The 21,220-nt window shown below is 63.4% G+C and carries 19 protein-coding genes; 3 read left to right on the forward strand and 16 right to left on the reverse strand.

The window, feature by feature from the left end:
- The first annotated feature begins 14 nt into the window (after positions 1-14).
- From M0639_RS16655 to gad, 3 genes are all read left to right on the forward strand, one after another.
- Complete coding sequence (locus M0639_RS16655) at positions 15-941, forward strand: hypothetical protein (protein WP_064075436.1); 927 nt, start codon at positions 15-17, stop codon at positions 939-941.
- On the forward strand, positions 938-1,705 hold the full coding sequence (locus M0639_RS16660) for a sensor domain-containing protein (RefSeq protein ID WP_225320057.1): 768 nt from the start codon (positions 938-940) through the stop codon (positions 1,703-1,705). The genes M0639_RS16655 and M0639_RS16660 overlap by 4 nt, the downstream gene beginning before the upstream one ends.
- 142 nt (positions 1,706-1,847) lie before the next feature.
- The gene (gene gad / locus M0639_RS16665) at positions 1,848-3,239 is read left to right on the forward strand and encodes a glutamate decarboxylase (RefSeq protein WP_003941675.1); all 1,392 of its coding nucleotides are present in this window, start codon (positions 1,848-1,850) and stop codon (positions 3,237-3,239) included.
- An 83-nt stretch (positions 3,240-3,322) separates the two neighbouring features.
- On the opposite strand, the gene M0639_RS16670 is transcribed toward gad, so the two are convergent.
- From M0639_RS16670 to murD, 16 genes are all read right to left on the reverse strand, one after another.
- On the reverse strand, positions 3,323-3,826 hold the full coding sequence (locus M0639_RS16670; RefSeq protein ID WP_047270137.1) for a WKL family lipoprotein: 504 nt from the start codon (positions 3,824-3,826) through the stop codon (positions 3,323-3,325).
- Between the two features lie 116 nt (positions 3,827-3,942).
- Entirely contained in the window at positions 3,943-5,307 is a 1,365-nt protein-coding gene (locus tag M0639_RS16675; RefSeq protein ID WP_058039460.1) for a DNA polymerase IV, read from the reverse strand.
- 36 nt (positions 5,308-5,343) lie between these two features.
- Positions 5,344-5,682 carry a TfoX/Sxy family protein gene (locus tag M0639_RS16680; RefSeq protein ID WP_021344556.1) on the reverse strand — a complete coding sequence of 113 codons (339 nt, stop codon included), beginning with the start codon at positions 5,680-5,682 and terminating at the stop codon, positions 5,344-5,346.
- Between the two features lie 68 nt (positions 5,683-5,750).
- A complete protein-coding gene (gene ileS / locus M0639_RS16685) occupies positions 5,751-8,864 on the reverse strand; it encodes an isoleucine--tRNA ligase (protein ID WP_064075455.1) in 3,114 nt (1,037 codons plus the stop codon).
- Between the two features lie 281 nt (positions 8,865-9,145).
- A complete protein-coding gene (locus M0639_RS16690) occupies positions 9,146-9,460 on the reverse strand; it encodes a hypothetical protein (RefSeq protein ID WP_007733197.1) in 315 nt (104 codons plus the stop codon).
- Positions 9,461-9,509: 49 nt separating this feature from the next.
- On the reverse strand, positions 9,510-10,337 hold the full coding sequence (wag31, locus tag M0639_RS16695) for a DivIVA-like cell division protein Wag31 (RefSeq protein ID WP_003941722.1): 828 nt from the start codon (positions 10,335-10,337) through the stop codon (positions 9,510-9,512).
- A 141-nt stretch (positions 10,338-10,478) separates the two neighbouring features.
- The gene (locus M0639_RS16700; RefSeq protein WP_003941780.1) at positions 10,479-10,757 is read right to left on the reverse strand and encodes a YggT family protein; all 279 of its coding nucleotides are present in this window, start codon (positions 10,755-10,757) and stop codon (positions 10,479-10,481) included.
- A gap of 189 nt (positions 10,758-10,946) precedes the next feature.
- On the reverse strand, positions 10,947-11,597 hold the full coding sequence (locus M0639_RS16705; protein WP_003941752.1) for a cell division protein SepF: 651 nt from the start codon (positions 11,595-11,597) through the stop codon (positions 10,947-10,949).
- Between the two features lie 85 nt (positions 11,598-11,682).
- Positions 11,683-12,432 carry a YggS family pyridoxal phosphate-dependent enzyme gene (locus M0639_RS16710; protein WP_007733204.1) on the reverse strand — a complete coding sequence of 250 codons (750 nt, stop codon included), beginning with the start codon at positions 12,430-12,432 and terminating at the stop codon, positions 11,683-11,685.
- A gap of 6 nt (positions 12,433-12,438) precedes the next feature.
- Complete coding sequence (pgeF, locus tag M0639_RS16715) at positions 12,439-13,206, reverse strand: peptidoglycan editing factor PgeF (RefSeq protein ID WP_007733207.1); 768 nt, start codon at positions 13,204-13,206, stop codon at positions 12,439-12,441.
- Between the two features lie 108 nt (positions 13,207-13,314).
- A complete protein-coding gene (gene ftsZ / locus M0639_RS16720) occupies positions 13,315-14,502 on the reverse strand; it encodes a cell division protein FtsZ (RefSeq protein ID WP_003941788.1) in 1,188 nt (395 codons plus the stop codon).
- Between the two features lie 240 nt (positions 14,503-14,742).
- Complete coding sequence (locus M0639_RS16725) at positions 14,743-15,549, reverse strand: cell division protein FtsQ/DivIB (protein ID WP_231915029.1); 807 nt, start codon at positions 15,547-15,549, stop codon at positions 14,743-14,745.
- Complete coding sequence (gene murC / locus M0639_RS16730; RefSeq protein ID WP_030537033.1) at positions 15,546-17,054, reverse strand: UDP-N-acetylmuramate--L-alanine ligase; 1,509 nt, start codon at positions 17,052-17,054, stop codon at positions 15,546-15,548. The genes M0639_RS16725 and murC overlap by 4 nt, the downstream gene beginning before the upstream one ends.
- Entirely contained in the window at positions 17,051-18,220 is a 1,170-nt protein-coding gene (gene murG, locus M0639_RS16735) for an undecaprenyldiphospho-muramoylpentapeptide beta-N-acetylglucosaminyltransferase (RefSeq protein WP_003941767.1), read from the reverse strand. Before murG ends, murC begins: the two co-directional genes overlap by 4 nt.
- Positions 18,217-19,695 (reverse strand): putative lipid II flippase FtsW, encoded by a 1,479-nt coding sequence (ftsW, locus tag M0639_RS16740; protein ID WP_064075437.1) that lies wholly within the window; start codon positions 19,693-19,695, stop codon positions 18,217-18,219. Before ftsW ends, murG begins: the two co-directional genes overlap by 4 nt.
- Positions 19,692-21,215 carry a UDP-N-acetylmuramoyl-L-alanine--D-glutamate ligase gene (murD, locus tag M0639_RS16745; RefSeq protein ID WP_064075438.1) on the reverse strand — a complete coding sequence of 508 codons (1,524 nt, stop codon included), beginning with the start codon at positions 21,213-21,215 and terminating at the stop codon, positions 19,692-19,694. Before murD ends, ftsW begins: the two co-directional genes overlap by 4 nt.
- Between the last annotated feature and the right edge of the window lie 5 nt (positions 21,216-21,220).

Genomic DNA, 21,220 nt, shown 5'->3' on the forward strand with positions numbered 1-21,220 from the left:
CTAGCCTGGAGCGCGTGCCACTGCTGTCCACGACCGGCCGACGCGTTCCGTTCGCCCTCGCTGCCCTCGCTCTCACCACCGTTCTCACCGCTTGCGGCGACTCGGATCAACCTCCGAACACCCCGACCTCCTCGCCGAGTGAGGTGACTGTTCCGGTGACCGCCGCGACGGTCGAAGTTCTCGAGGCGGGAAGCGAGCCGCGCGAAATTTTGCGTACGAACTTGCCTGTCGGCACCACGCAGACGGCGACGCTCGTCACCCAGGCCGTCGTGAGTCAGCAGATCGATCAACAACCGGCGCAGGATTTCTCTTCGCCGGAGATCACGATCCCGCTCTCGGCAAACGTGACCGCTGACGATCCCACCGCAGTCGTTGACCTCACGCTATCGTCGATGACCTCGCCCGATGCAACGCTGCAGGCTGCGCTGAGCGGGGCCGACGGGTCTGCGGCCGGATTGTCGGTCACGGATTCGGGCGCCATCACCGCCCTACGGTTGAAGCCCTCCGCCAACTCGGCCAATGCTGCCCGCGCTGCAATCGAACAAGCGCTGGGCCAAGCGGTCTACCGGACCGTCGCACTCCCCGACGCTCCGGTCGGTGTCGGCGCACGTTGGGTGGTTCGGCAGCAAGTCAGCAGCGAAATCCTGCTCGATCAGACAACCACCGTCACGCTCACCGCGCGCGAGGGCAATCGGCTTTCGCTCGCGGTGGACGTATCGCAGACCCCGCAGAGCCCGGTCTGGAACCTGGCCGGTGACGCCGGAACGCTGAACATCGATCAGTACGTCATGGCCGGCTCCGGAAACCTCACCGTCGACCTCTCACTCCCCTTGCCGATCGACGGACAGATGACCGTCGGCGGCGACCAGGCATACGGCGACCCGGACAGCTCCTCGGTGATCCGGCAGACCATCTCCAACAGCATTCGGTGGGAATCGTGACACGCCGGTCGCTTCTCGCACTTGGTCTGACCGCAACGGCGGCACTGTTCGTCGTGACCGGTTGCGGCTCGGACGACTCGCCTGGTGCCGACACGACTACGCAGGTTTCCGCCCCACAGGTCGGCTTGGCGCCGTTCACGGCTGCTCCGGCCGCACCGCTGAGCGGGGCGCCTCTCGACCGTGACGGCCTGCAACGAGCCGCGCTCACCCTGTCCGAGCTACCTGCCGACTTCGACGTAGTTCCCGACCCGGTCGACGACCTCGGCCTCGCACCGGCGCCGGAAAACTCGGAGGCGGACAAGTCGAGCACCGACCCCGCCGTCTGCGCCCAGGTTCTGGCGCCGATAGCCACCCAGGCTCCCGGATCGGTCGCCGACCTCTCCGACATGTTCACCGGCCCCGATTTCACGAGCATCGATCAGGACTCTGCTTCGTACGCCGACGGCACCGCGGCAGCAGCAGCTTTCGAGAAACTTCAGACCACGCTGGCTGGGTGTGCGGAGTATTCGGGAACCGATGCCGACGGAACGACAATCACCTATCGCGTCGGCGGAGCGTCGGACCCGAACATCGGCGACGCGTCTTTCGCTTTCCGAATCATCACGGAGAGTGGCGGTTTCACCTTGGTTGCCGACGCGATCGTGGCCGTAGTCGGGACGACGTTGACTCAGCTGTCCGCGACGGCGCCGAGTCCGATCGCCCCCGATGTTCTCCTCTCGATGGCATCGGCCGCCGCAGATCGCCTGCGCGCACAAACGCCCTGACAACGAGCGGATTGGTCCCGTCTCGGCCTTTCGCGAATGATTCGGGACCACAGACCCTTTGACAACTGCCCGTCCACACTGAACGGTGAGAGTAGGTACGAAACAGACCAACGCGACACACTGATGTGAGGAGCCAGAGTTCATGCCGGAACCCAGAAGGTCAGATCACACCGATTACGTAGCCGTCAATCCGATCTTCTCGAGGCCTGGCGAGGATTCGGTTGCATCGAAGTACACACTCGAACCCGATGGCATGCTTCCCGAGACCGCGTATCAGATCGTCCACGACGAAACGATGCTCGACGGCAATGCGCGGCTCAATCTCGCGACGTTCGTCAGCACGTGGATGGACGATCACGCCACCAAACTGTATGCCGAGTCGTTCGACAAGAACATGATCGACAAGGACGAGTATCCGCAGACCGCCGCGATCGAAACCTATTGCTGGCGCATCCTTGCCGATCTCTGGCACTCACCCTCCCCCAAGGACGCAATCGGCACCTCGACGATCGGTTCGTCCGAAGCCTGCATGCTCGGCGGCCTGGCGATGAAACGACGCTGGCAGCACGCACGAAAAGCCGCGGGCAAGTCGACCGAAAAGCCAAATCTCATCATGAGTTCCGCGGTCCAGGTGTGCTGGGAGAAGTTCTGCAACTACTGGGACGTCGAAGCGCGTTACGTGCCGATCAGCGAGGAACACCGCACCCTCGACGGTCACGATCTGGACAAGTACGTCGACGAGAACACCATCGGCGTCGTCGCGATCATGGGCGTCACCTACACCGGGATGTACGAGCCGGTCCTGGAAATCTCGAAGGCACTCGATGAGATCCAGGCGAAGACGGGACTCGACGTCCCCATCCACGTCGACGGCGCTTCCGGTGCGATGATCGCACCGTTCCTTCAGCCCGAACTCGAATGGGATTTCCGACTACCGCGCGTCCACTCCATCAACACCTCGGCGCACAAGTACGGGCTCGTCTATCCCGGCCTCGGATGGGTGGTCTGGCGATCGCAGGATCTACTTCCCGACGACCTCGTCTTCAAGGTGAGCTACCTCGGCGGCAGTATGCCGACCTTCGCACTGAACTTCTCGCGTCCCGGCGCTCAGGTGATCCTGCAGTTCTACTTGTTCCTGCGTCTCGGCCACGACGGCTATCGCGCGATCCAGCAGTCCTCCCAGGACGTGGCGAAATTTCTCGCCGAAGGGATCGGGAAACTCGACGCGTTCGAACTGTGGAACGACGGTTCCGACATCCCGGTCTTCGCGTGGCGCCTCGCCGAGGGGCACACGTCCAACTGGACGCTGTACGACCTCTCGGACCGGTTGCGAGGCAAGGGCTGGTTGGTGCCGGCCTACCCCATGCCGGACGATCTCGCGGATCTGACAGTGCAGCGCATCGTGGTTCGTAACGGACTGAGCATGGACCTGGCGGCCAATCTGCTGCGCATCATCGAAGAGGAAACCGCGTTCCTCGACGAACTGGACAGCCCGATGCCGCGGCCGCGCGTCACCGAGGGATTCCATCACTGACGTCGCTTACCACGTGAAGAGCGGCCGCCCACTCCCCTTCGGGAGTCGGCGGCCGCTCTGGTGTTTCAGGTGTTACCGAGAGATCAAGCAGCGCAAGCCGGCGAGGTCAGACCTGCAACGCCGACGATCTGGCAAGCCGTGGTCTTCGAGAGCTTCCAGACGCCGTCTTCGTAGACGAACGAAGCCTGCAGGCCCTGCTGCAGCGGCTGGCCGTTGACGACGATGTTCAGCGAAGCTGCTGCCGTCTCGCTGCCCGTGTCGGTGACCGGGTCGAGGATCTCGACCTGCGCGCCGGCAGCCTTGGCGGCAGCGGCGACCTGGTTGATCAGCTCGGGATCAGCCTCGGCGCCCTGGACGAGGTTGACCTTGTCTGCGGCCGGAACGCTCTCGTCGAGTGCCTGAGCGACCTTGGCGTTGAGCTCAGGGGCGGTCGGCAGAACAACCTCGGACGTGGGTGCCGCAGAGGTGGTGGTCGTGGGCTTCGCCGAAGTCGTCTTGTCGGAGTCTCCTCCGTCTGAACCACACGCGGTCATCGTCAGGGCTGCTGCGATCGCCACGGCTGCAACGGTCATCTTCTGAAGCTTCAACTTCTCAGTCCTATCCATTCGGGTGTTCACATTCGAGCGTCAGTCGAACATCGTGCTTGCTCGAGGATCGTCGACAACATTACCCAACGGTAAGCGGAAAAAGTCTAAGGACATCCTCAGAGAAGGCTGTCGACCGCATCTGCTACCGCGAGCACCTCATCCGATTCGGCGAAGGTTTTGGCTATTCCCGTTCCGCTGGAACGGGTTTCGAAGCGAACGGTGACCACACCGTGCCCGGCGCCCTGCACCCAACCGTGTCCGTATTCTGGATGCTTCACGTCCAAACCGGGGTGCCAGTAGCGCTGAGGCACGCGTGCGGCCACCGGAACGTCGAGTTCAGCCTCATCGAGGGCGCCCGTGAGAGTCTCGACCGGATAGCCGGGAACATCCTGATCCAACTCGGGAAAAAGTGATCCTTGCCGAACGGTGGACAAACCGGCGAATCCCACACCGACCAGGCGAATCGGCCCCAATTCCTGTGGATCGATGACCTGTTTCTGCGCAGTCGCGATGAGGATTTGGCGGTCGATGGTGGCAAACGGCAGCGTCACGGATCGAGTCAAGATACTCATATCGGACTTCTTGAGCTTCAGTACGACGGTGCGAGCAGCTCTTCCGTCCTTCTCCAGCCTGGAAAATGCTGCACGACCACTACTTTCGACGGCGGCGCGCAGTTGCGCCATCGTGACGATGTCTGCGGCGAAAGTGGATTCCGCGCTGATCTGCTTGGATTCGGCACGCTCGGCGACCGGCCGATCGTCGATCCCCTGTGCGAGCCGATGCAACCCCGGTCCGACAGTGGTTCCGAGTATCGACGCCACCTCCGCTATGGGAGTGCGGGCAAACCCTCCGATGGTTTCGATGCCGAGACGCTTGAGCTTTTCCTCGGCAACAGGGCCGATCCCCCAGAGCTTCCGCACCGGCAGTGGATCGAGCAACTCGTGCTGCATCCCGGGAGGAATGACTGCGACGCCGTCGGGCTTTGCCAGTCCCGACGCGATCTTGGCGACCTGCTTACCTGCGCCGGCACCGATCGAGGCGACCAACCCGGTCTCGGCTTTGATCAACGCCCGCAAATCTTCGCAAAACGCGCGGACCTCGTCAGCTCCGACACCGGCCAACTCCACCGGCTCCCCGAAAGCCTCGTCCACCGACAGTTGCTCGAGGATCGGCATACGAAGGCGCAACGCGTCGAACGTGCGTTTACTCAGAACCGAATACAACGACATCCGCGGTGGCAATACCACCGCTCCACCACCGACCATCCGGCGTGCTTGATGCATCGGCATCGCCGAACGCGCACCGAAAACTCTCGCTTCGTAACTTGCCCCGGCCACCACTCCGCGCCCGCCCAAGCCGCCGACCAGCACCGGGCGACCTCGCAGCGTGGGACGGGTCAACTGCTCGGCGGAGGCGAAAAACGCATCCATGTCGAGATGCAGCACCCACCTGCGACTTCGTGTGGGATCACCTTGATTCATCGGGAGTTACGGTTCTCTCAAAAGTAGGTGCAGAATCTACGTCCGCGCCTTCTTCTTGGGCGACTTCTTCTTCGGCAGCGGCAATACGTCGGCAGTCCGTTGAATGAAGGCGTGCAGGTGATCGAGGTCCTGCAACCGTTCCTCCGTCACCCGGTAGTAATCCTTCGCTCCCGGGTACGGCGGAGCCAGATCCGCCTCTGATCCGAACTCCGCACTGACCTCGGTGGGTTTGACGAACAGAACGTCTCCGCAGATCAAGCCCACGATCTTCTCGTCGCAATACAATCCGTACTCGCCGAACATCGCCCTTGCCCGCACGTCGAGCGGTTCCAACTGCTCGAGAATGCGCGCCACGGTTTCCTTGCTCGTACTCATGAGAGCAAACTACTCCGGCACCCCGACATACAGACATTCTTCGGGGAGCCGGAGTAGTTACGGCGGTATTAGACCTTCGTGATCGCGGCGCGGATACCGTCACCGAGATCGACGGCGTCGTCTCCCGCTTCACCCACCGAGAAGGAGGTGGCCAGAACCTCACCGGCGATCAATTCGCGATGACGCTCTGCCCACTCCTTGCAGTCCTGCGGAACCTCGAGCACGACGTTGATCCGGTCCGAGACGTCCAAACCGGCGGCACGACGCGCATCCTGCAACTGACGGATACGGTCCTTCGCCCAGCCCTCGGCTTCGAGTTCCTCCGTCACGACGGAATCGAGTACGACGAGTCCCGCACCGTCGGGCAATGCAGCCGTCGAATCAGGCTCGGCTGCAACCAGTTTCTGCGTGTACTCCTCGGGCAGCAGTTCGATGCCCGCCGCAACCACGACGCCGTCCGCGTTCTCGGTCCAGTCGCCCGCCTTGACCGCCTTGATGACAGTCTGAACGGACTTGCCCAGACGCGGTCCTGCAGCACGCGCATTGACCGCGATCTCGAAGCGCCCGTGCACGTCGACGTCATCGGTCAGATCGACCTTCTTGACGTTGACCTCGTCGGCGATCAGTCCGAGGAACGGACGCAGACGCTCGGCATCCGGCGCCGCAACCGTGACCTCGGGCAGCGGAAGACGAACACGCAGATTCTGCGCCTTGCGCAGGCTCAGCACCGTGGAGCACACGGTCCGGACGTCGTCCATCGCCGCTACCAGCTCGGGGTTCGCGGGGAGCTCCGACGCCTCGGGCCAATCAGCCAGGTGAACCGAGCGCTCCCCGGTCAGCCCGCGCCAGATCACCTCGGACACCAGCGGCAACAGCGGCGCAGCGAGACGCGTCACGACCTCGAGCACGGTGTGCAGGGTGTCGATCGCGTCGCGATCCTCGTCCCAGAACCGCGAACGCGACCGTCGCACATACCAGTTGGTGAGTGCGTCACAGAACAACCGAAGCTCGTCGCACGCGCCGGCGATGTCGTTGACCTCGAGGGCCTCGGTGATCACGTCGCGGGTGGTAGCGAGCTTGGCCAGGATGTACTGATCGAGGATGTTCTTCGAATCGGTACGCCACACACCGGATTCCGGCGCGTACAACTGCAGGAAGCTCCAGGCGTTCCACAGCGGGAGCAATGCCTGACGCACACCTTCGCGGATGCCCTGCTCGGTCACGATGAGGTTTCCGCCGCGCAAGATCGGCGAAGACATCAGGAACCATCGCATGGCATCGCTGCCGTCGCGGTTGAACACCTCCTTCACGTCCGGGTAGTTGCCCTTGGACTTGCTCATCTTGAGTCCGTCGTCGCCGAGCACGATGCCGTGCGCAGCAACGGTTTTGAACGCCGGACGATCGAAGAGTGCGGTGGCCAGCACGTGCAGCGTGTAGAACCAGCCGCGAGTCTGCCCGTTGTACTCGACGATGAAATCGCCCGGGAAATGGCCCTCGAACCATTCACGGTTCTCGAATGGGTAGTGCACCTGCGCGTACGGCATCGAACCGGATTCGAACCAGCAGTCGAGCACCTCGGGAACGCGGCGCATCATCGACTTCCCGGTCGGGTCGTCGGGGTTCGGGCGGACCAGGTCGTCGATCATCGGGCGATGCAGATCGGTCGGACGCACACCGAAGTCTGCCTCCAACTGATCGAGCGATCCGTAGACGTCCGTACGCGGGTACTGCGGATCGTCCGACACCCACACCGGGATCGGGCTGCCCCAGTAGCGGTTTCGGCTGATGTTCCAGTCGCGTGCACCTTCGAGCCACTTGCCGAACTGGCCGTCACGGATGTGCTCGGGCACCCACGTGATGTCCTTGTTCAGCTCGACCATGCGATCGCGGAACTTGGTGACCGCGACGAACCACGAGGGAACCGCCATGTAGATGAGCGGCTGCCCACTGCGCCAACTGTGCGGGTACGAGTGCTCGATCGTCTCGTGCCGCAGCAGCTTTCCAGCGGCCTTGAGGTCCTTGATGATGACCGGGTTGGCGTCGAAGACCATCAAGCCCTCGTACGGCGGAACCATCGAGGTGAACTTTCCACCCGGATCGAGCGGCTGCACGACCTCGATACCGTTGGCCGTGGCGACATCCATATCCTCCTCACCGAAAGCCGGTGCGAGGTGGACGATTCCGGTTCCGGAATCGGTTGTCACGTAGTCGGCCGAAAGCACGACGTGCGCGTTCGGATGTCCGAGGAAGAAGTCGAACGGCGGTGTGTACGACAGTCCGACCAACTCGGCGCCCTTGTGACGGGAAACGACCTCGGGGTCCTCCCCCAGCTCACGTGCGTAATGAGCAACCCGTGCTTCCGCGAGCACGTACCGCTTTCCGTCCTCGCCGAGCACCTGGACGTAGTCGACCTCGGGATGAACCGCAGTGGCCAAGTTGGACGGCAGTGTCCACGGAGTCGTGGTCCAGATGATCGCGTTTGCGCCGTCCAATGGTGAACCCGGAGCGACCAGCGGCATGTCGACCGTGACTGCAGGATCCTGACGCATCTTGTACGCGTCGTCGAGACGAGTCTCCTGATTGGACAGCGGAGTCTGCTCGTACCAGCTGTAGGGCAGCACGCGGAAGCCCTGATAGATCAGGCCCTTGTCGTGCAGCTCCTTGAAGGCCCACATGACGGACTCCATGAAGTCGACGTCCAGGGTCTTGTAGTCGTTGTCGAAGTCGACCCAACGTGCCTGGCGGGTGACGTAGTCGCGCCACTCGTCGGTGTACTTGAGCACCGAGGCCTTGCAGTACTCGTTGAACTTGGCCAGACCCATGACTTCGATCTCGGCCTTGTCCTTGATGCCGAGTTGCTTCTCCGCTTCGAGTTCTGCGGGCAGTCCGTGGCAGTCCCAGCCGAAGCGTCGCTCGACCTTGCGTCCACGCATGGTCTGGAAGCGCGGCACCAGGTCCTTGACGTACCCCGTCAGCAGGTGACCGTAATGCGGCAAACCGTTTGCGAAGGGCGGTCCGTCGTAGAAAACGAACTCTTCGCTGCCGTCCCGATTGGAAACCGACGCACGGAAGGTGTCGTCGTCGTCCCACTGTTTCAGGACTTTCTGTTCCAGTTCGGGGAACTTGACTCCGGTGTCGGCGGGGACACCGTAGTCGACTTTGGGATACCCGTTACTCGCCATGGCGATCTCCTCGTGCCAGTCGGACTCGGCACGGGGACGACGTGGCGCTTGTGCGCCGACACCGCGGTACCACCCCGTTTGCACCCCGTAGATCCGCGCTTGGATCCCGAGGTGCCACTCGATCGAGCTGTGACGGGCTCACCCGTTCGGTTCTACTGAGTTCTGGGCGCCTGAAGCGACAAGAACCGTTCTTCCGAAAGCTCCCCGGTGATTGCCGGATCACAGCCTGGTATTCGTGTTGGACAGTCTAATACTCGTCCTGGACCTTGTCGGAACTCGCCCTAGGACTTGTCGGGGCCACCCGGCGACTCGCCATGATTTCTCTGATTGTCATCGTTGGCGGTGGCTGCATCGTCGATCGACGAATTCGAGGAACTCTCGACTCGACCGTAAGGCGACGACATTCCGCTGCCCGATGCCGGGTCATCCAACGAAGGAACCGCCTTCCTGCTGGTCAGCGCACTGACCAGCAGGAGGACGGCACCTGCTACACAAATCGCGATACATGCCCACGCCCAGATCAGCGACCCTGTGGTCAGGGCGACGATCAGGAGAGCGAAACCAACTCCCGCGAGAACCAACGTCACGACCAGCACGTATCAACCTTTGTCCGGTCCGATAGCTGAGCCGACGGAGCGCTCTCGGTCAGCTGTTTCCCTTGGCGAAGGACGGGCTGTAGGAATCCTGTCCACCGTCGACCGGAACGGCCGAGCCGCGCTGTTCGAGCTCTTCGAGCTGCGATTCCAGGTAGGACTTCAGGCGCACCCGGTACTCGCGTTCGAACGTCTTGAGCTGCTCGATACGGCCCTCGAGGACCGATCGCTGCTGGTTGATGGTCGCCATGATTTCGGTGTGCTTCTTCTCGGCGTCCGCCTTGAGAGCGTCTGCCTTCTCCTGAGCCTGGCGAAGCTGGGTCTCGGAGCGAGTCTGAGCGTCGGTCAGCATCGCCTCCGACTTGTTGCGCGCATCCGCGATCATGCCGTCAGCCTTGCTGCGAGCCTCGCTCATGAGCTGCTCGGAGTTGGTGCGGGCACTGCCGAGCAGCTGCTCGGACTCGGTCTTGGCATCGTTGGTGAGGCGATCCGCCATCTCCTGAGCCAGTCCGAGGACCTTTGCGGCCTGCATGTGGGTGTCGCCACTCTGCGGCGCTGCAACGGCAGCGGCGGCGGGAACCGGCGCTGCAACAGGTGCAGGCTTGGGCGGTTCGACGACCCGAGCGGGCTCCGGCTTGGGCTGCGCTGCGACGGGTGCTGCCTGCTGAGCAGGTGCCGGCGACTTCTTGGCAGCCGCGAGCTCCTGATCCAGCTCACCTACGCGCTGGCGCAGGTCCGCATTCTCTTCGATGAGCTGCGACAGCGCCTGCTCGACGAGGTCGAGGAATGCGTCGACCTCGTCCTCGTTGTAGCCACGCTTGCCGATAGGCGGCTTGCTGAACGCAACGTTGTGCACGTCAGCTGGAGTCAGTTGCGGCATGGAAGGATCCCTTCACGCGTCATTTGGCGGTCTAGCAAGCATTCAGTTGCAACACAGTCTACGTAGTGGCGAACTACGTAGTGGCGAACCACTGGATGAGTTATGGCATCCATTCTGGCATACCACTCACTCGGACTGCGCTCAGCGAACAACCGACATCAGGATGATGACGATGAAAAGCAAGACCATGATGGATAGATCCAAGCGAACTCCACCGAGGTTGATCGGGGGGATCAACCTGCGGAGCAGTTTCACCGGAGGATCGGTGATCGTAAAAATGGTTTCGAGAATGACTGCGACCAATCCGGTCGGTCGCCAATCTCTGGCAAACGAACGAACGAACTCGACGATCACTCTGCCGATCAGCAACAGCCAGAAGACAACCAGCACCAGATAGATCACAGAGAGAAGCGCGTCCACACCCTCACTCTGCCTGACTTCTGCGGTGTGTCCAAAACAGACACACCGCAGCAATTCCGGAACCGGTCCGCATCGAGTCCGTCTTGTAACGGCCGGCGATGGGTCCGAATGCGGCGTCCGCCGAGGCGGGCCGCCGTTCGAATGTGCTCACGTCACCCCTGCTCAGGGGCCGGACTGCGGTCGAGACCATCATTTCTGGCTGTAGAAACCCGTCTCGGCGATCCGACGGCGCTCCTCGGCGGAAACGTCGATGTCGGCCGGTGAGAGAAGAAACACTTTGGTGGCTACCTTGTCGAAAGAACCACGCAATGCGAACGCCAGGCCGGCCGCGAAATCGACCAGACGCTTCGCGTCGGCGTTGCTCATGTCGACCAGATCCATGATGACGGGAGTGCCGTCCCGGAACCGCTCACCGATCGTGCGGGCCTCTGCGTAGCTCTGCGGACGCAGTGTCGTGATCTTGGCGAGCGGGCCGCCGTCGTCGACAACCGGCGCACGTCGCGCTTCGGGTCGCTCTGCGCGCGCGTCGACCGCGAGGTTGCCACGGCTTGCCGGGCGCGGCGCCATCGCCGGGCGGCTGCTGCGGCTGGGAACGGTGTCGACGCGGGGCCGGGAATCGTAGCGATCGAACTCCGCGTCCTCTTCGTCACGACGACTGGGCGCGTAGCTCGCCTTCGAGAAGGCAGGTTCGACGAACTCGCGGTCGTCGCGCTCGGCATAGCCGTCGTGACTACGACGGGGTGCGCGGCGAGCCTGATCGGGCTCCTCCACGTATTCGTCCTCGTAGTCATCGAGGGGAACCATGCCGAAGTAAGCCTTGAACTTATGCAGGTTGCTCATTGATCGACCTTCCTTGGCGCGGCGGAATCAATCCGACTGCGACCGGTCGCAGCGGTGTGGACGGGTTGGGCGATCACCTGAGCGATCACCTCGAGATTACTGGTCGTGAGCCGAGCAGTGCGGTTCCGACACGCACGCAGGTTGATCCGTGGCGCACTGCAGCCTCCAGATCGCCGGTCATACCGGCCGAGAGTTCGGTTGCCCGGGGATGCGATTCGAGGATCAAAAGATGTGCCCTGCGGAGGATTTCGAACTGCTCGTCCGGATCTGATCCAAGCGGCGGGACGGCCATCAGTCCCGCGAATTCGAGACCTTCGGCTGATTCGATCCGCTCGGCGAGAGGCGTTAGCTCGCCCGTCGGAACTCCGCCACGCGCGGGGTCTCCGTCGAGACTTACCTGGATGAGCGCCCGGAGCGGCTCCGTGCGCTCACCGTCCGACAAAGCACTCAGCGCAGCCCGATCGAGTGCATCGACCAGTCGCGCACTGTCCACCGAGTGAATTGCATAGGCCCACTTCGCTACCGACCGAGCTTTGTTGCGCTGCAACTGTCCGATCATGTGCCAGCGAACCGGATCATCGATCGCGCCCGTCTGTGCAGCGCCGTCGAAGTCCGCGACCTTCTCCACTGCTTCCTGCTCACGAGACTCACCGAATTCACGGCAACCCAGTTCGTACAGGATTCGAGCGTCGGACGCCGGAAAGAATTTGGTCACCGGCAGCAGTGCTACGTCGGAAACCTCGCGACCGGCGGCAAGGCAGGCGGCCGCCAATCGCGCCCTCACCGAGTCGAGTGCCGTCGATATTTCTGTCAGCCGCATTTCCGTCTCGCGCATTTCTGCCTAGACGGTTTCCTGCGCTGCGGGCGCTTCCATCCAGATCACTGCAGCTTGACGCCCGGTCAGAGATTCTCGGCGATGACTGAACAACGCGCGATCCTCGATCGTGCACCGCGGGTCCTCGGCGACACCGGACACACCCGCGGCGAGCAACTGCTTACGCAGTCCCGCACGCAGATCGAGCCCCGGCGTGCCCTTCTCGGTGCGAGTTGCGCTGCCCGGCAAGTGCTTTTCCACGTCCGCGCGCATCGCAGCGGGAACCTCGTACTGGCGTCCGCTCGCAGCCGGACCGAGGAAGGCGCCGATACGCGAAACGTCCGCGCCCTGACGCACCATCTCCGCGAGGACGCGCGGGACGATACCGATGCGGGCACCGATCCGTCCGGCATGAACGGCCGCGATCACACCGGCCTCCTCGTCGGAGAGCAGAACGGGAACACAATCTGCACTGAGGGTGGCTAGCGCCAGGCCGGGAACAGTGGTGACCAGAGCATCCGTCACCGGAATCACTTCGTCGGTCGGTTCCGTCACGACAGTGACGTTGCGCGAATGGATTTGTTCCATCCACACGAGATGGTCAGGCTCGACGCCTATTTCGCGTGCCAGACGTCGGCGATTCGCATCGACGGCTGCCGGATCGTCTCCGACGTGATCGCCCAGATTGAACGACTCGTACGGTGACGCGGAAACACCACCGGCTCGGCTGGTCACGACGCGGCGAATGCGGGTGCGGGTGGTCGACTTCTCGGTACTCAAGATAAGTGTGCTCACAAACGTCGAAAGTTGTCGTCCGGCTCAGACGTGACCGGACATCCAGTCAAGAACAGGGTACCCAGAAATTCCGGGCACCCTGTTCTCGAAACTGTTTGTAGCCCTACGTCAGCGACGCATGAAGACCGGCACGTCGACGTCGTCGTCGCCCTCGTCTTCCTGGACCGGCGCATGGCGGGGGCCACCGATCGGAGGCAAGCTGCCCGAACCGGTGGTCTCGCGCGCTGCGGAAATCGGCTGCTCGCCAGCAGGTTCGGCGGCCACCGGCGACCGGCCGACCTCACCCGCGCGCCCGGCGCCGATAGCTCCACGTCCCTGCGCGGTCGACTCCACGGGACGACGAGCCGGAGCTCCTCCGTCGAATCCCGCAGCGATGACCGTCACACGAACCTCGTCACCGAGTGAATCGTCGATGACCGTTCCGAAGATGATGTTGGCGTCGATGTGGGCAGCTTCCTGCACCAGCGAAGCCGCCTCGTTGATCTCGAACAGGCCCAGATCGCTACCGCCGGCGATCGACAGAAGCACGCCGCGGGCGCCTTCCATCGAAGCTTCGAGGAGCGGGGAATTGATCGCGGATTCCGCCGCCTTGATCGCGCGTCCCTCACCCCGCGAGGAACCGATTCCCATCAACGCACTACCGGCACCGGACATGACACCCTTGACGTCCGCGAAGTCGACGTTGATCAGACCCGGAGTGGTGATGAGGTCGGTGATGCCCTGGACGCCGTTGAGGAGAACCTCGTCCGCGCTGCGGAACGCGTCCATCAGGCTGACGGCCGCGTCACCCAGCTGGAGCAGGCGATCGTTGGGAATGACGATCAGCGTGTCGCAGGACTCGCGGAGCGCCTGGATTCCGGTATCCGCCTGTCCCCCACGACGCTTGCCCTCGAAGGAGAACGGCCGAGTCACGACGCCGACGGTGAGTGCGCCCAGCTTCCGGGCGATGCTTGCCACGACAGGGGCACCACCGGTTCCGGTGCCACCACCCTCGCCTGCGGTCACGAACACCATGTCGGCGCCCTTGATGACCTCTTCGATCTCGTCCTTGTGATCTTCGGCTGCCTTGCGACCCACTTCCGGGTCGGCACCGGCGCCGAGGCCACGGGTCAATTCACGACCGACGTCGAGCTTGACGTCGGCGTCACTCATCAGAAGGGCTTGCGCGTCCGTGTTGACCGCGATGAACTCGACTCCCTTGAGTCCCTGTTCGATCATGCGGTTGACTGCGTTCACGCCGCCGCCGCCGATGCCGACGACCTTGATTACGGCGAGGTAGTTGTGCGGGGGCGTCATCGGCTCTCGCCTTCCGTGTCGTGTTTCACGCTGCTTGTCAGTGCTGCTGTCTTTTTACTGCTGCTGTATTTGTCACTGCTGGTGTTCGAGATAAACCCTAAACCTCAACCACAGGGTTAGAGTTATGTCAAGTATTCGATCTGAAACGAAACGCTATGCACCGTCGTCGCGTTCCGCCATTAGGCGCGCCGAGACACACCGAAGTATTTGCTGCGCACTGACGCACGGCTGCACCGGGCGCTATCGCACCGTCGGCAGATCAGGACTGGACACGTCGTACGTCTGCCCCGGTTGGGTCAACAGCGGAAGCGTCACAGCAGCCTTACGATCCGAGTGCTCGACACCGCCCCAGTTTACGACGCGACCGTCGAGCAGAGTCAGCGTGACACTCGAAATCGACCGAGCGGCAACCTCTCCCACCTGAAATCTCAGATCCGGCGGCAACACCGACAACACCTCGAGCGCGGCAAGCGTCGGCTCGTCGTTCCACCCGGGCGTCGGTGTCACCAGACGCGGAACCCCGGGCGGCGGGACGCCCATCTCGAAGTCGACGCCCTTCTCGTCCAGCAGGTGTGCACCCTCGGGTGAGTCGACGAAGACGACCGGTACCCGTTCGGTGACGGTGACGCGGATAGTCGACGGATACATCCGCTGCACACGAGCCGAGGCCACCTTCGGAATCGTCGCCACACGTGCGGCGGCGGCGCCGGTGTCTACCCGCATCAACGGCTGACCGGTCGGTACGGCCAGGAGCGAAAGGATCTGTTCCTCACTGACGGTCGTCGCACCGAGAACTTCGGTGCCCCGGACCGAGAGCACCGGAGACAACCAAGCCGTCAACGCAATTCCCACCACCAGCACGATTGCCAGCGGTGCCACGATCAGCGGTCGCTTGAACCACCTACGAGTCGGTGTGGGTTCGGGAGCCGGCTCCGTCGACCGCGTCGAGTATCGCGATTCGGTGCGAGTACTGCGCCGACGCGTACTGGTGGCTTGTCTGGCTCGAGGATCTCGACGCCCGCGCCGACTTCGTGCGTCGGGTGTCATCGCGGCGCGGGATGCGGCGCCGAACGCAAAGCATCGAGGATCTGTTTGCCGAGCATGGTCACGTCACCGGCACCCATCGTGATGACGATGTCGCCGGGGTGAGCCAACGCCGCCACCTGCTTCGGCGCCTGTGACAGATCCGGTTGATAGTGAACAGGTTTCGTGACCGACTGAGCGACCAGCGCACCACTGACGCCCGGCATCGGCTCTTCGCGAGCGCCGTAGACATCGAGAACGACAACCTCGTCGGCCAAGTCCAGCGCCTGCGCGAACTCCTCGGCAAACGCGGCGGTGCGTGAATAGAGATGAGGTTGGAAGACCACGATCACGCGTCCGGCTGCCGAATTGGTCGACGACGAATCGTCCTCCGGTCGAACCAGATCCGCCGCCGCGCCGAGAACCGCACGAACTTCGGTCGGATGGTGGGCGTAGTCGTCGAACACCCGGACACCACGCTCGCGGCCGGTGAACTGGAACCGGCGGTGTACGCCACCGAATCCGGCGAGCCCCTCGACGATCTCCTCCGTCTCGGCGCCGGCGTCACGGGCAGCCAGTAGAGCCGCAAGTGCGTTGAGCGCCATGTGACGACCCGGCACTGCCATCCGCACGGTTCGCGCGGCGCTCTCGCCCGCCAGGTGGAACTGCAGGACTCCCCCGACGTCGTGCGCATGGAAGCCCAGTAGTCGGACTCCGACCTCGACACCGTCGACAGGCTCGAAGGCGGTGCCCGCCTCCACTTCCTGCGCGTCTGCCGATCCGTAACCGAGTACCCGGATGTCCGAACGGCCCGAGGCCACGATTCGCTTCGCGAGATCCGCCGATCCCGGGTCGTCGAGGCAAGCAATCAAGAGCCCACCCGGACGCAACTTGTCGACAAAATCGTCGAACACCTTCACATACGCTTCGACACTCCCGAAATAGTCGAGGTGATCGGCCTCGATGTTGGTCACGACGATCACGTTGGGGTCGTACTGCAGCAGCGACCCGTCACTCTCGTCCGCCTCCGCGACAAAGACGTCACCGCTGCCGTGATGGGCATTCGTTCCCGCTTCGTTGAGTTCGCCGCCAACGGCGAACGAAGGGTCGAATCCACAGTGCTGCAGGGCGACCACGAGCATCGAGGTCGTCGACGTCTTGCCGTGTGTACCCGAAACCAGGAACGTGCGATTGCCCTGCATCAGTGATGCAAGGACAGCCGGACGAAGAATCACCGGGATTCCGCGGCGAGCGGCCTCGACGAGTTCCGGGTTGTCCTTCGGGATAGCCGCGTGCGTCGTGACGACGACGGTCGGACCACCCGGCAGCAGGTCGAGAGCATCGGCGTCGTGGCCGATCCGGACCTGCGCCCCGCGTGCACGGAGCGCCAGGACTCCTCGGCTCTCCTTGGCGTCCGAACCCGAGACGAGGCCCCCGCGGGAAAGCAGAATTCGCGCGATGCCGGACATACCGGCACCGCCGATTCCGACCATGTGTACTCGCTCGAGGTGGGCGGGCAGCGCGGTCATCGGTTTCCCCTTGCGTTTTCCTGGACGGCGTTTTCCTTTGCCGCGATGTCGAGCACGATCCGTGCGATCTCGGTTGCCGCGGTGCGGTGCCCGACGTTGGCAGCACCACTGCTCATCTTGTCGAGGCGCGCGCTGTCGCTCAGCATCGGGACGACGGTACCGGCGACGAACGTCGGCGTGAGCTCGTTGTCGGAGACGATGATCGCACCGCCCGCTGCGACAACGGGTTTCGCGTTGAGTTCCTGCTCACCATTGCCGTGCGGCAACGGAACGTAGACGGCCGGAAGCCCGACCGCCGAGACCTCGGCGACCGTCATCGCGCCCGAACGACAGATAGTCGCGTCGGCTGCGGCATACGCGAGATCCATCCGCGAAAGATAAGGAACAGCCACATACGGTGCCGTCTCCGAGTACTGCGTGACTTCGAGAGAGTTCTTGGGTCCGTGTGCGTGAAGGACCGAGATCCCGGCCTTCGCCAGTTCTTCCGCTGCTCCGGACACCGCGTCGTTGAGCGACTTCGCGCCTTGCGATCCGCCGAAGACGAGCAGAACGGGACCGTCCTGAGGTAGTCCGAAGTACTCGCGAGCTTGCGAGCGGAGTCCCGCTCGATCGAAATTGGCGATCGACGCGCGAACCGGGATGCCAACGATCTCGGCGTCCTGATCGCCGCGGTTCTTCACTCCGGAACCCGGAACAGCAGCAAGCACCCGCGTCGCCAGGCGAGCACCGATCTTGTTCGCGATGCCGGCACTGGCGTTCGCCTCGTGGATGACGATCGGAATCTTGCGGCGGCGCCGAAGAACACCACCACGTGCGGCAAGATACGCCGGAAGCGCGACGTAACCACCGAAACCGACGATCACGTCGGCGTCGACGGAATCGAGTACCTCGCGGGTCTTGCGCACCGAGGCGAGGATGCGTGTCGGCAGTTTGACGAGATCCATCGTGGGCTTACGAGGAAGCGGAACCGGGGGAATGAGCTCGAGCGTGTACCCGCGAGCCGGCACCAAGGTGGTTTCGAGACCACGCGCCGTCCCGAGCGCAGTGATTCTGGTGTCGGGCGCAGCGGCCTTGACCGCGTCCGCGACAGCAAGTGCGGGTTCGATGTGACCAGCCGTGCCTCCCCCTGCCACCACTACCGACAGAGCCGATTTGTTGCCGCTCACCTACGAATTCCTCGCTCTCGAACTTCTCGTGGATCTTGTGCCCTACGTGTCGGCGCCTGCCGACGCTGACCATTCTGCCCTCCCGCGGTGCGCTTCCGTGACCCAGCGGCCGCACCTCGGTTGGAATCCGAGGAAGGGCGAGCACCTTGATCTGCCCGCTTGCGTCGATCGCCCGTCTCGATCGCGCGCCGGCCGTCGCGTCCGCGTGCCGGTTCGATCTGCCGTGCGGGCTTCGGTCGACGGATCGGCCGGCCCCCTGACGGCGGGTGGTACAGCACGGGCTTCGGCAGTCTGAGCAACTTCGAGATCTTGCCGTCCTGCCCGGAGTTCAGAGCGGCAACTGCTTCGGGCTCGTGGCGCGCTGCATTGGCGATGACACCGAACATGAACAATGTGATCGCCAAGGACGAACCGCCGGCGGAGACCAAGGGCAACTGGAGTCCGGTCACCGGCAGCAGTCCGATGACGTAACCGATGTTGATCATTGCCTGGCCGACGATCCAGGTAGTTGCAGTGGCCGACAGGAGCCGCCAGAACGGATCGATGCTGCGGGCTGCGATCCGCAATCCCGTGTAGACGAATACAGCGAACAAACCGATCACCACTGCGCAGCCGACAAATCCCAACTCTTCGCCGATGATCGCGAAGATGAAGTCGTTGTGCGCGTTGGGTAGGTAGTTCCACTTGGCGACGCTCTGACCGAGTCCGCGTCCGAAAAAGCCCCCGTCGGCGAGCGAATACAAAGCCTGCTTGGCCTGATAGTTGTTGCCCTGCAGGTCGTCGCTCTTGTTGAAGAAGGCTTGAACTCGATCGGAACGATAACCGGCCGTCATCGCCAGCACGCCCGCCACGACGACGCCCGTCACCGCGATCGAGCCGAAGAGCTTCAGTGGCAGCCCACCGAACCACAGCAGGGCCCCGACGATGATTCCCAATGCGATGGTCGTACTGAGGTTCGGTTGCGCGACGACCAGCGCGAAGACCAGCATTGCTGCGGGCACGAGCGGAATCAGGATCGACTTCACGGATCGGTCGTCCGGCCGCCGCGAAGCCAACAGATGGGCGCCCCAGATCGCCAACGCGACCTTCATGATTTCCGAGGGCTGCACCGAGAACCCGCCGACGTTGAACCAGCGACGCGCGCCCTGCGCTTCTGTGCCGATTCCCGGAATCAGGACGAGTACCAGCATGATCAGCACGACGACGAACAGCGGAAACGAATACTGCCGGAGCACTCTCGCCGGGATCCGCAGCGCGACGTAGAAGAGCACAGCTCCGAGAATCGCGAAGATCAACTGCTGGGTGAACAACGAATACGCCGAGCCACCGGACACGTACTGCTCGACGCTCGACGCCGACAGAACCATCACGAGCCCCAAGACAGTCAACATCGTGGCAATCGTCACCACCAGGTGGAACGACGCCAACGGCCGCGCCAACCAGGCACCGATTCGGGTCTTGGGACCCTTGGTCATCGCAAGTTCCCGGCTTGGCCAAGCGAATCCGTGAACGGATCGGGTAATGCGGCTACGGCGGCGGCGAAGCTGTCACCACGATGTCCGTAGCTGGCGAACATGTCCAAGGACGCCGCGGCCGGGGCGAGTACAACTGCATCACCGGGGGACGCCAACTCGGCAGCTTCGACTACCACTGCGGCCATGACGGCATCCGCGTCGGCACCCGACGGCAGCCGGATGGTGAGAGTCGAGTTGCTGCTGTTTTCGCTCACCACTGCATCGTCCCCCGACATCACGTGCACCACGGGAACATCGGGTGCGTGTCGCGCGAGCGCGTCCTCGATCACACCAGCGTCACGCCCGAGAAGGACAGCGCCGGAGAGTCGAGGGCCGACTTCGCTCACCAATTGGTCGACGCTGGCTCCCTTGAGCAGACCGCCTGCAACCCAGACGACGCGATCGTGCGCGAGTATCGACGGTCTGGCTGCGTGCGGATTGGTGGCCTTGGAGTCGTCGATGTACACAACGGACCCGACACGGCCGACCAGCGCCCCTCGGTGTGGGCCGACCTTGTGTGCGGCCAGACCGCGTTCGACGACGTCTGCCTCGAATCCGAGTGCCCGCGCCAAGGCGGCGGCGGCCAGCGCGTCCATGACGCCTGCCGGGCCGGCGGGATCTATCGACGCTGCTTCGGCCAAGCGGACGTGATCGCCGAATGCGTTGTCCACGAGGTGTCCCGCTTCGACACCCAGTTCCCCTTCGCCCGGTTCACCCAATCTGAACCCGGTGACAATGTCTGCAGTTGCGCGAGTTCCCAGTTCGGAAGCGATTGCGTCATCGAGGCCGACCACCGCGACCTTTCCGCTCAGCGCCCGCGACTTGGCCTCGGCGTACGCGCTCATTCCGCCGTGCCAGTCGAGGTGATCCTCGGCGACGTTGAGGACCACGCCGGCATCCGGACGCACCGAAGGCGCCCAGTGCAATTGGAAGGACGACAGTTCGACAGCGAGGTACTCCACGCGCGGCGACGTCTCGGCGAGTGCGTCGAGTATCGGCAGCCCGATGTTTCCGCAGGCTCGGCCGACAACTCCAGCGGCGTCGAGAATCGAGGCCAGCATCGACGTCGTCGTGGTCTTTCCGTTCGTCCCCGTCACGACGAGCCATTTACGGGGTGTGCCGAAGTGCCCGCTGTGGTCGACGCGCCAGGAGAACTCGACGTCTCCCCAGATGGGAATCCCGTGACCGGCGGCGGCTGCAAGGATCGGTGCATCCGGCCGAAAGCCCGGACTGGTGACGACGAGCCCGTACTCGGTGATCGAATCCGGAGCATCCTCGATCGAGGTGGTGGTCACCATGCCCGCGCCGAGCTCCGCGCAGCGCTCCGCGAAGTCCAAGGTCGAATCGGCAACCGTCACGACAGCACCGAGGGCGACGAGAGGTTCGATGGTCGCTTGACCGGACACCCGCCCACCGGCGACCAGCACTCGCGTACCGCGGAGCCAGGACAGGTCGTTCTCGGAATCCGCTGAGCTGGTCATGGTTT

It is taken from the genome of Rhodococcus qingshengii JCM 15477, from assembly GCF_023221595.1.
Classification (GTDB): Bacteria; Actinomycetota; Actinomycetes; order Mycobacteriales; family Mycobacteriaceae; genus Rhodococcus_F; species Rhodococcus_F qingshengii.

Coding starts and splice junctions, on each gene's coding strand:
- gad (WP_003941675.1), top strand. CDS start 1,848: ATGCCGGAACCCAGAAGGTCAGATCACACCGATTACGTAGCCGTCAAT.
- M0639_RS16675 (WP_058039460.1), bottom strand. CDS start 5,307: ATGAATCAAGGTGATCCCACACGAAGTCGCAGGTGGGTGCTGCATCTC.
- M0639_RS16680 (WP_021344556.1), bottom strand. CDS start 5,682: ATGAGTACGAGCAAGGAAACCGTGGCGCGCATTCTCGAGCAGTTGGAA.
- ileS (WP_064075455.1), bottom strand. CDS start 8,864: ATGGCGAGTAACGGGTATCCCAAAGTCGACTACGGTGTCCCCGCCGAC.
- wag31 (WP_003941722.1), bottom strand. CDS start 10,337: ATGCCGCAACTGACTCCAGCTGACGTGCACAACGTTGCGTTCAGCAAG.
- M0639_RS16705 (WP_003941752.1), bottom strand. CDS start 11,597: ATGAGCAACCTGCATAAGTTCAAGGCTTACTTCGGCATGGTTCCCCTC.
- M0639_RS16710 (WP_007733204.1), bottom strand. CDS start 12,432: ATGCGCGAGACGGAAATGCGGCTGACAGAAATATCGACGGCACTCGAC.
- ftsZ (WP_003941788.1), bottom strand. CDS start 14,502: ATGACGCCCCCGCACAACTACCTCGCCGTAATCAAGGTCGTCGGCATC.
- M0639_RS16725 (WP_231915029.1), bottom strand. CDS start 15,549: ATGACACCCGACGCACGAAGTCGGCGCGGGCGTCGAGATCCTCGAGCC.
- murC (WP_030537033.1), bottom strand. CDS start 17,054: ATGACCGCGCTGCCCGCCCACCTCGAGCGAGTACACATGGTCGGAATC.
- ftsW (WP_064075437.1), bottom strand. CDS start 19,695: ATGACCAAGGGTCCCAAGACCCGAATCGGTGCCTGGTTGGCGCGGCCG.
- murD (WP_064075438.1), bottom strand. CDS start 21,215: ATGACCAGCTCAGCGGATTCCGAGAACGACCTGTCCTGGCTCCGCGGT.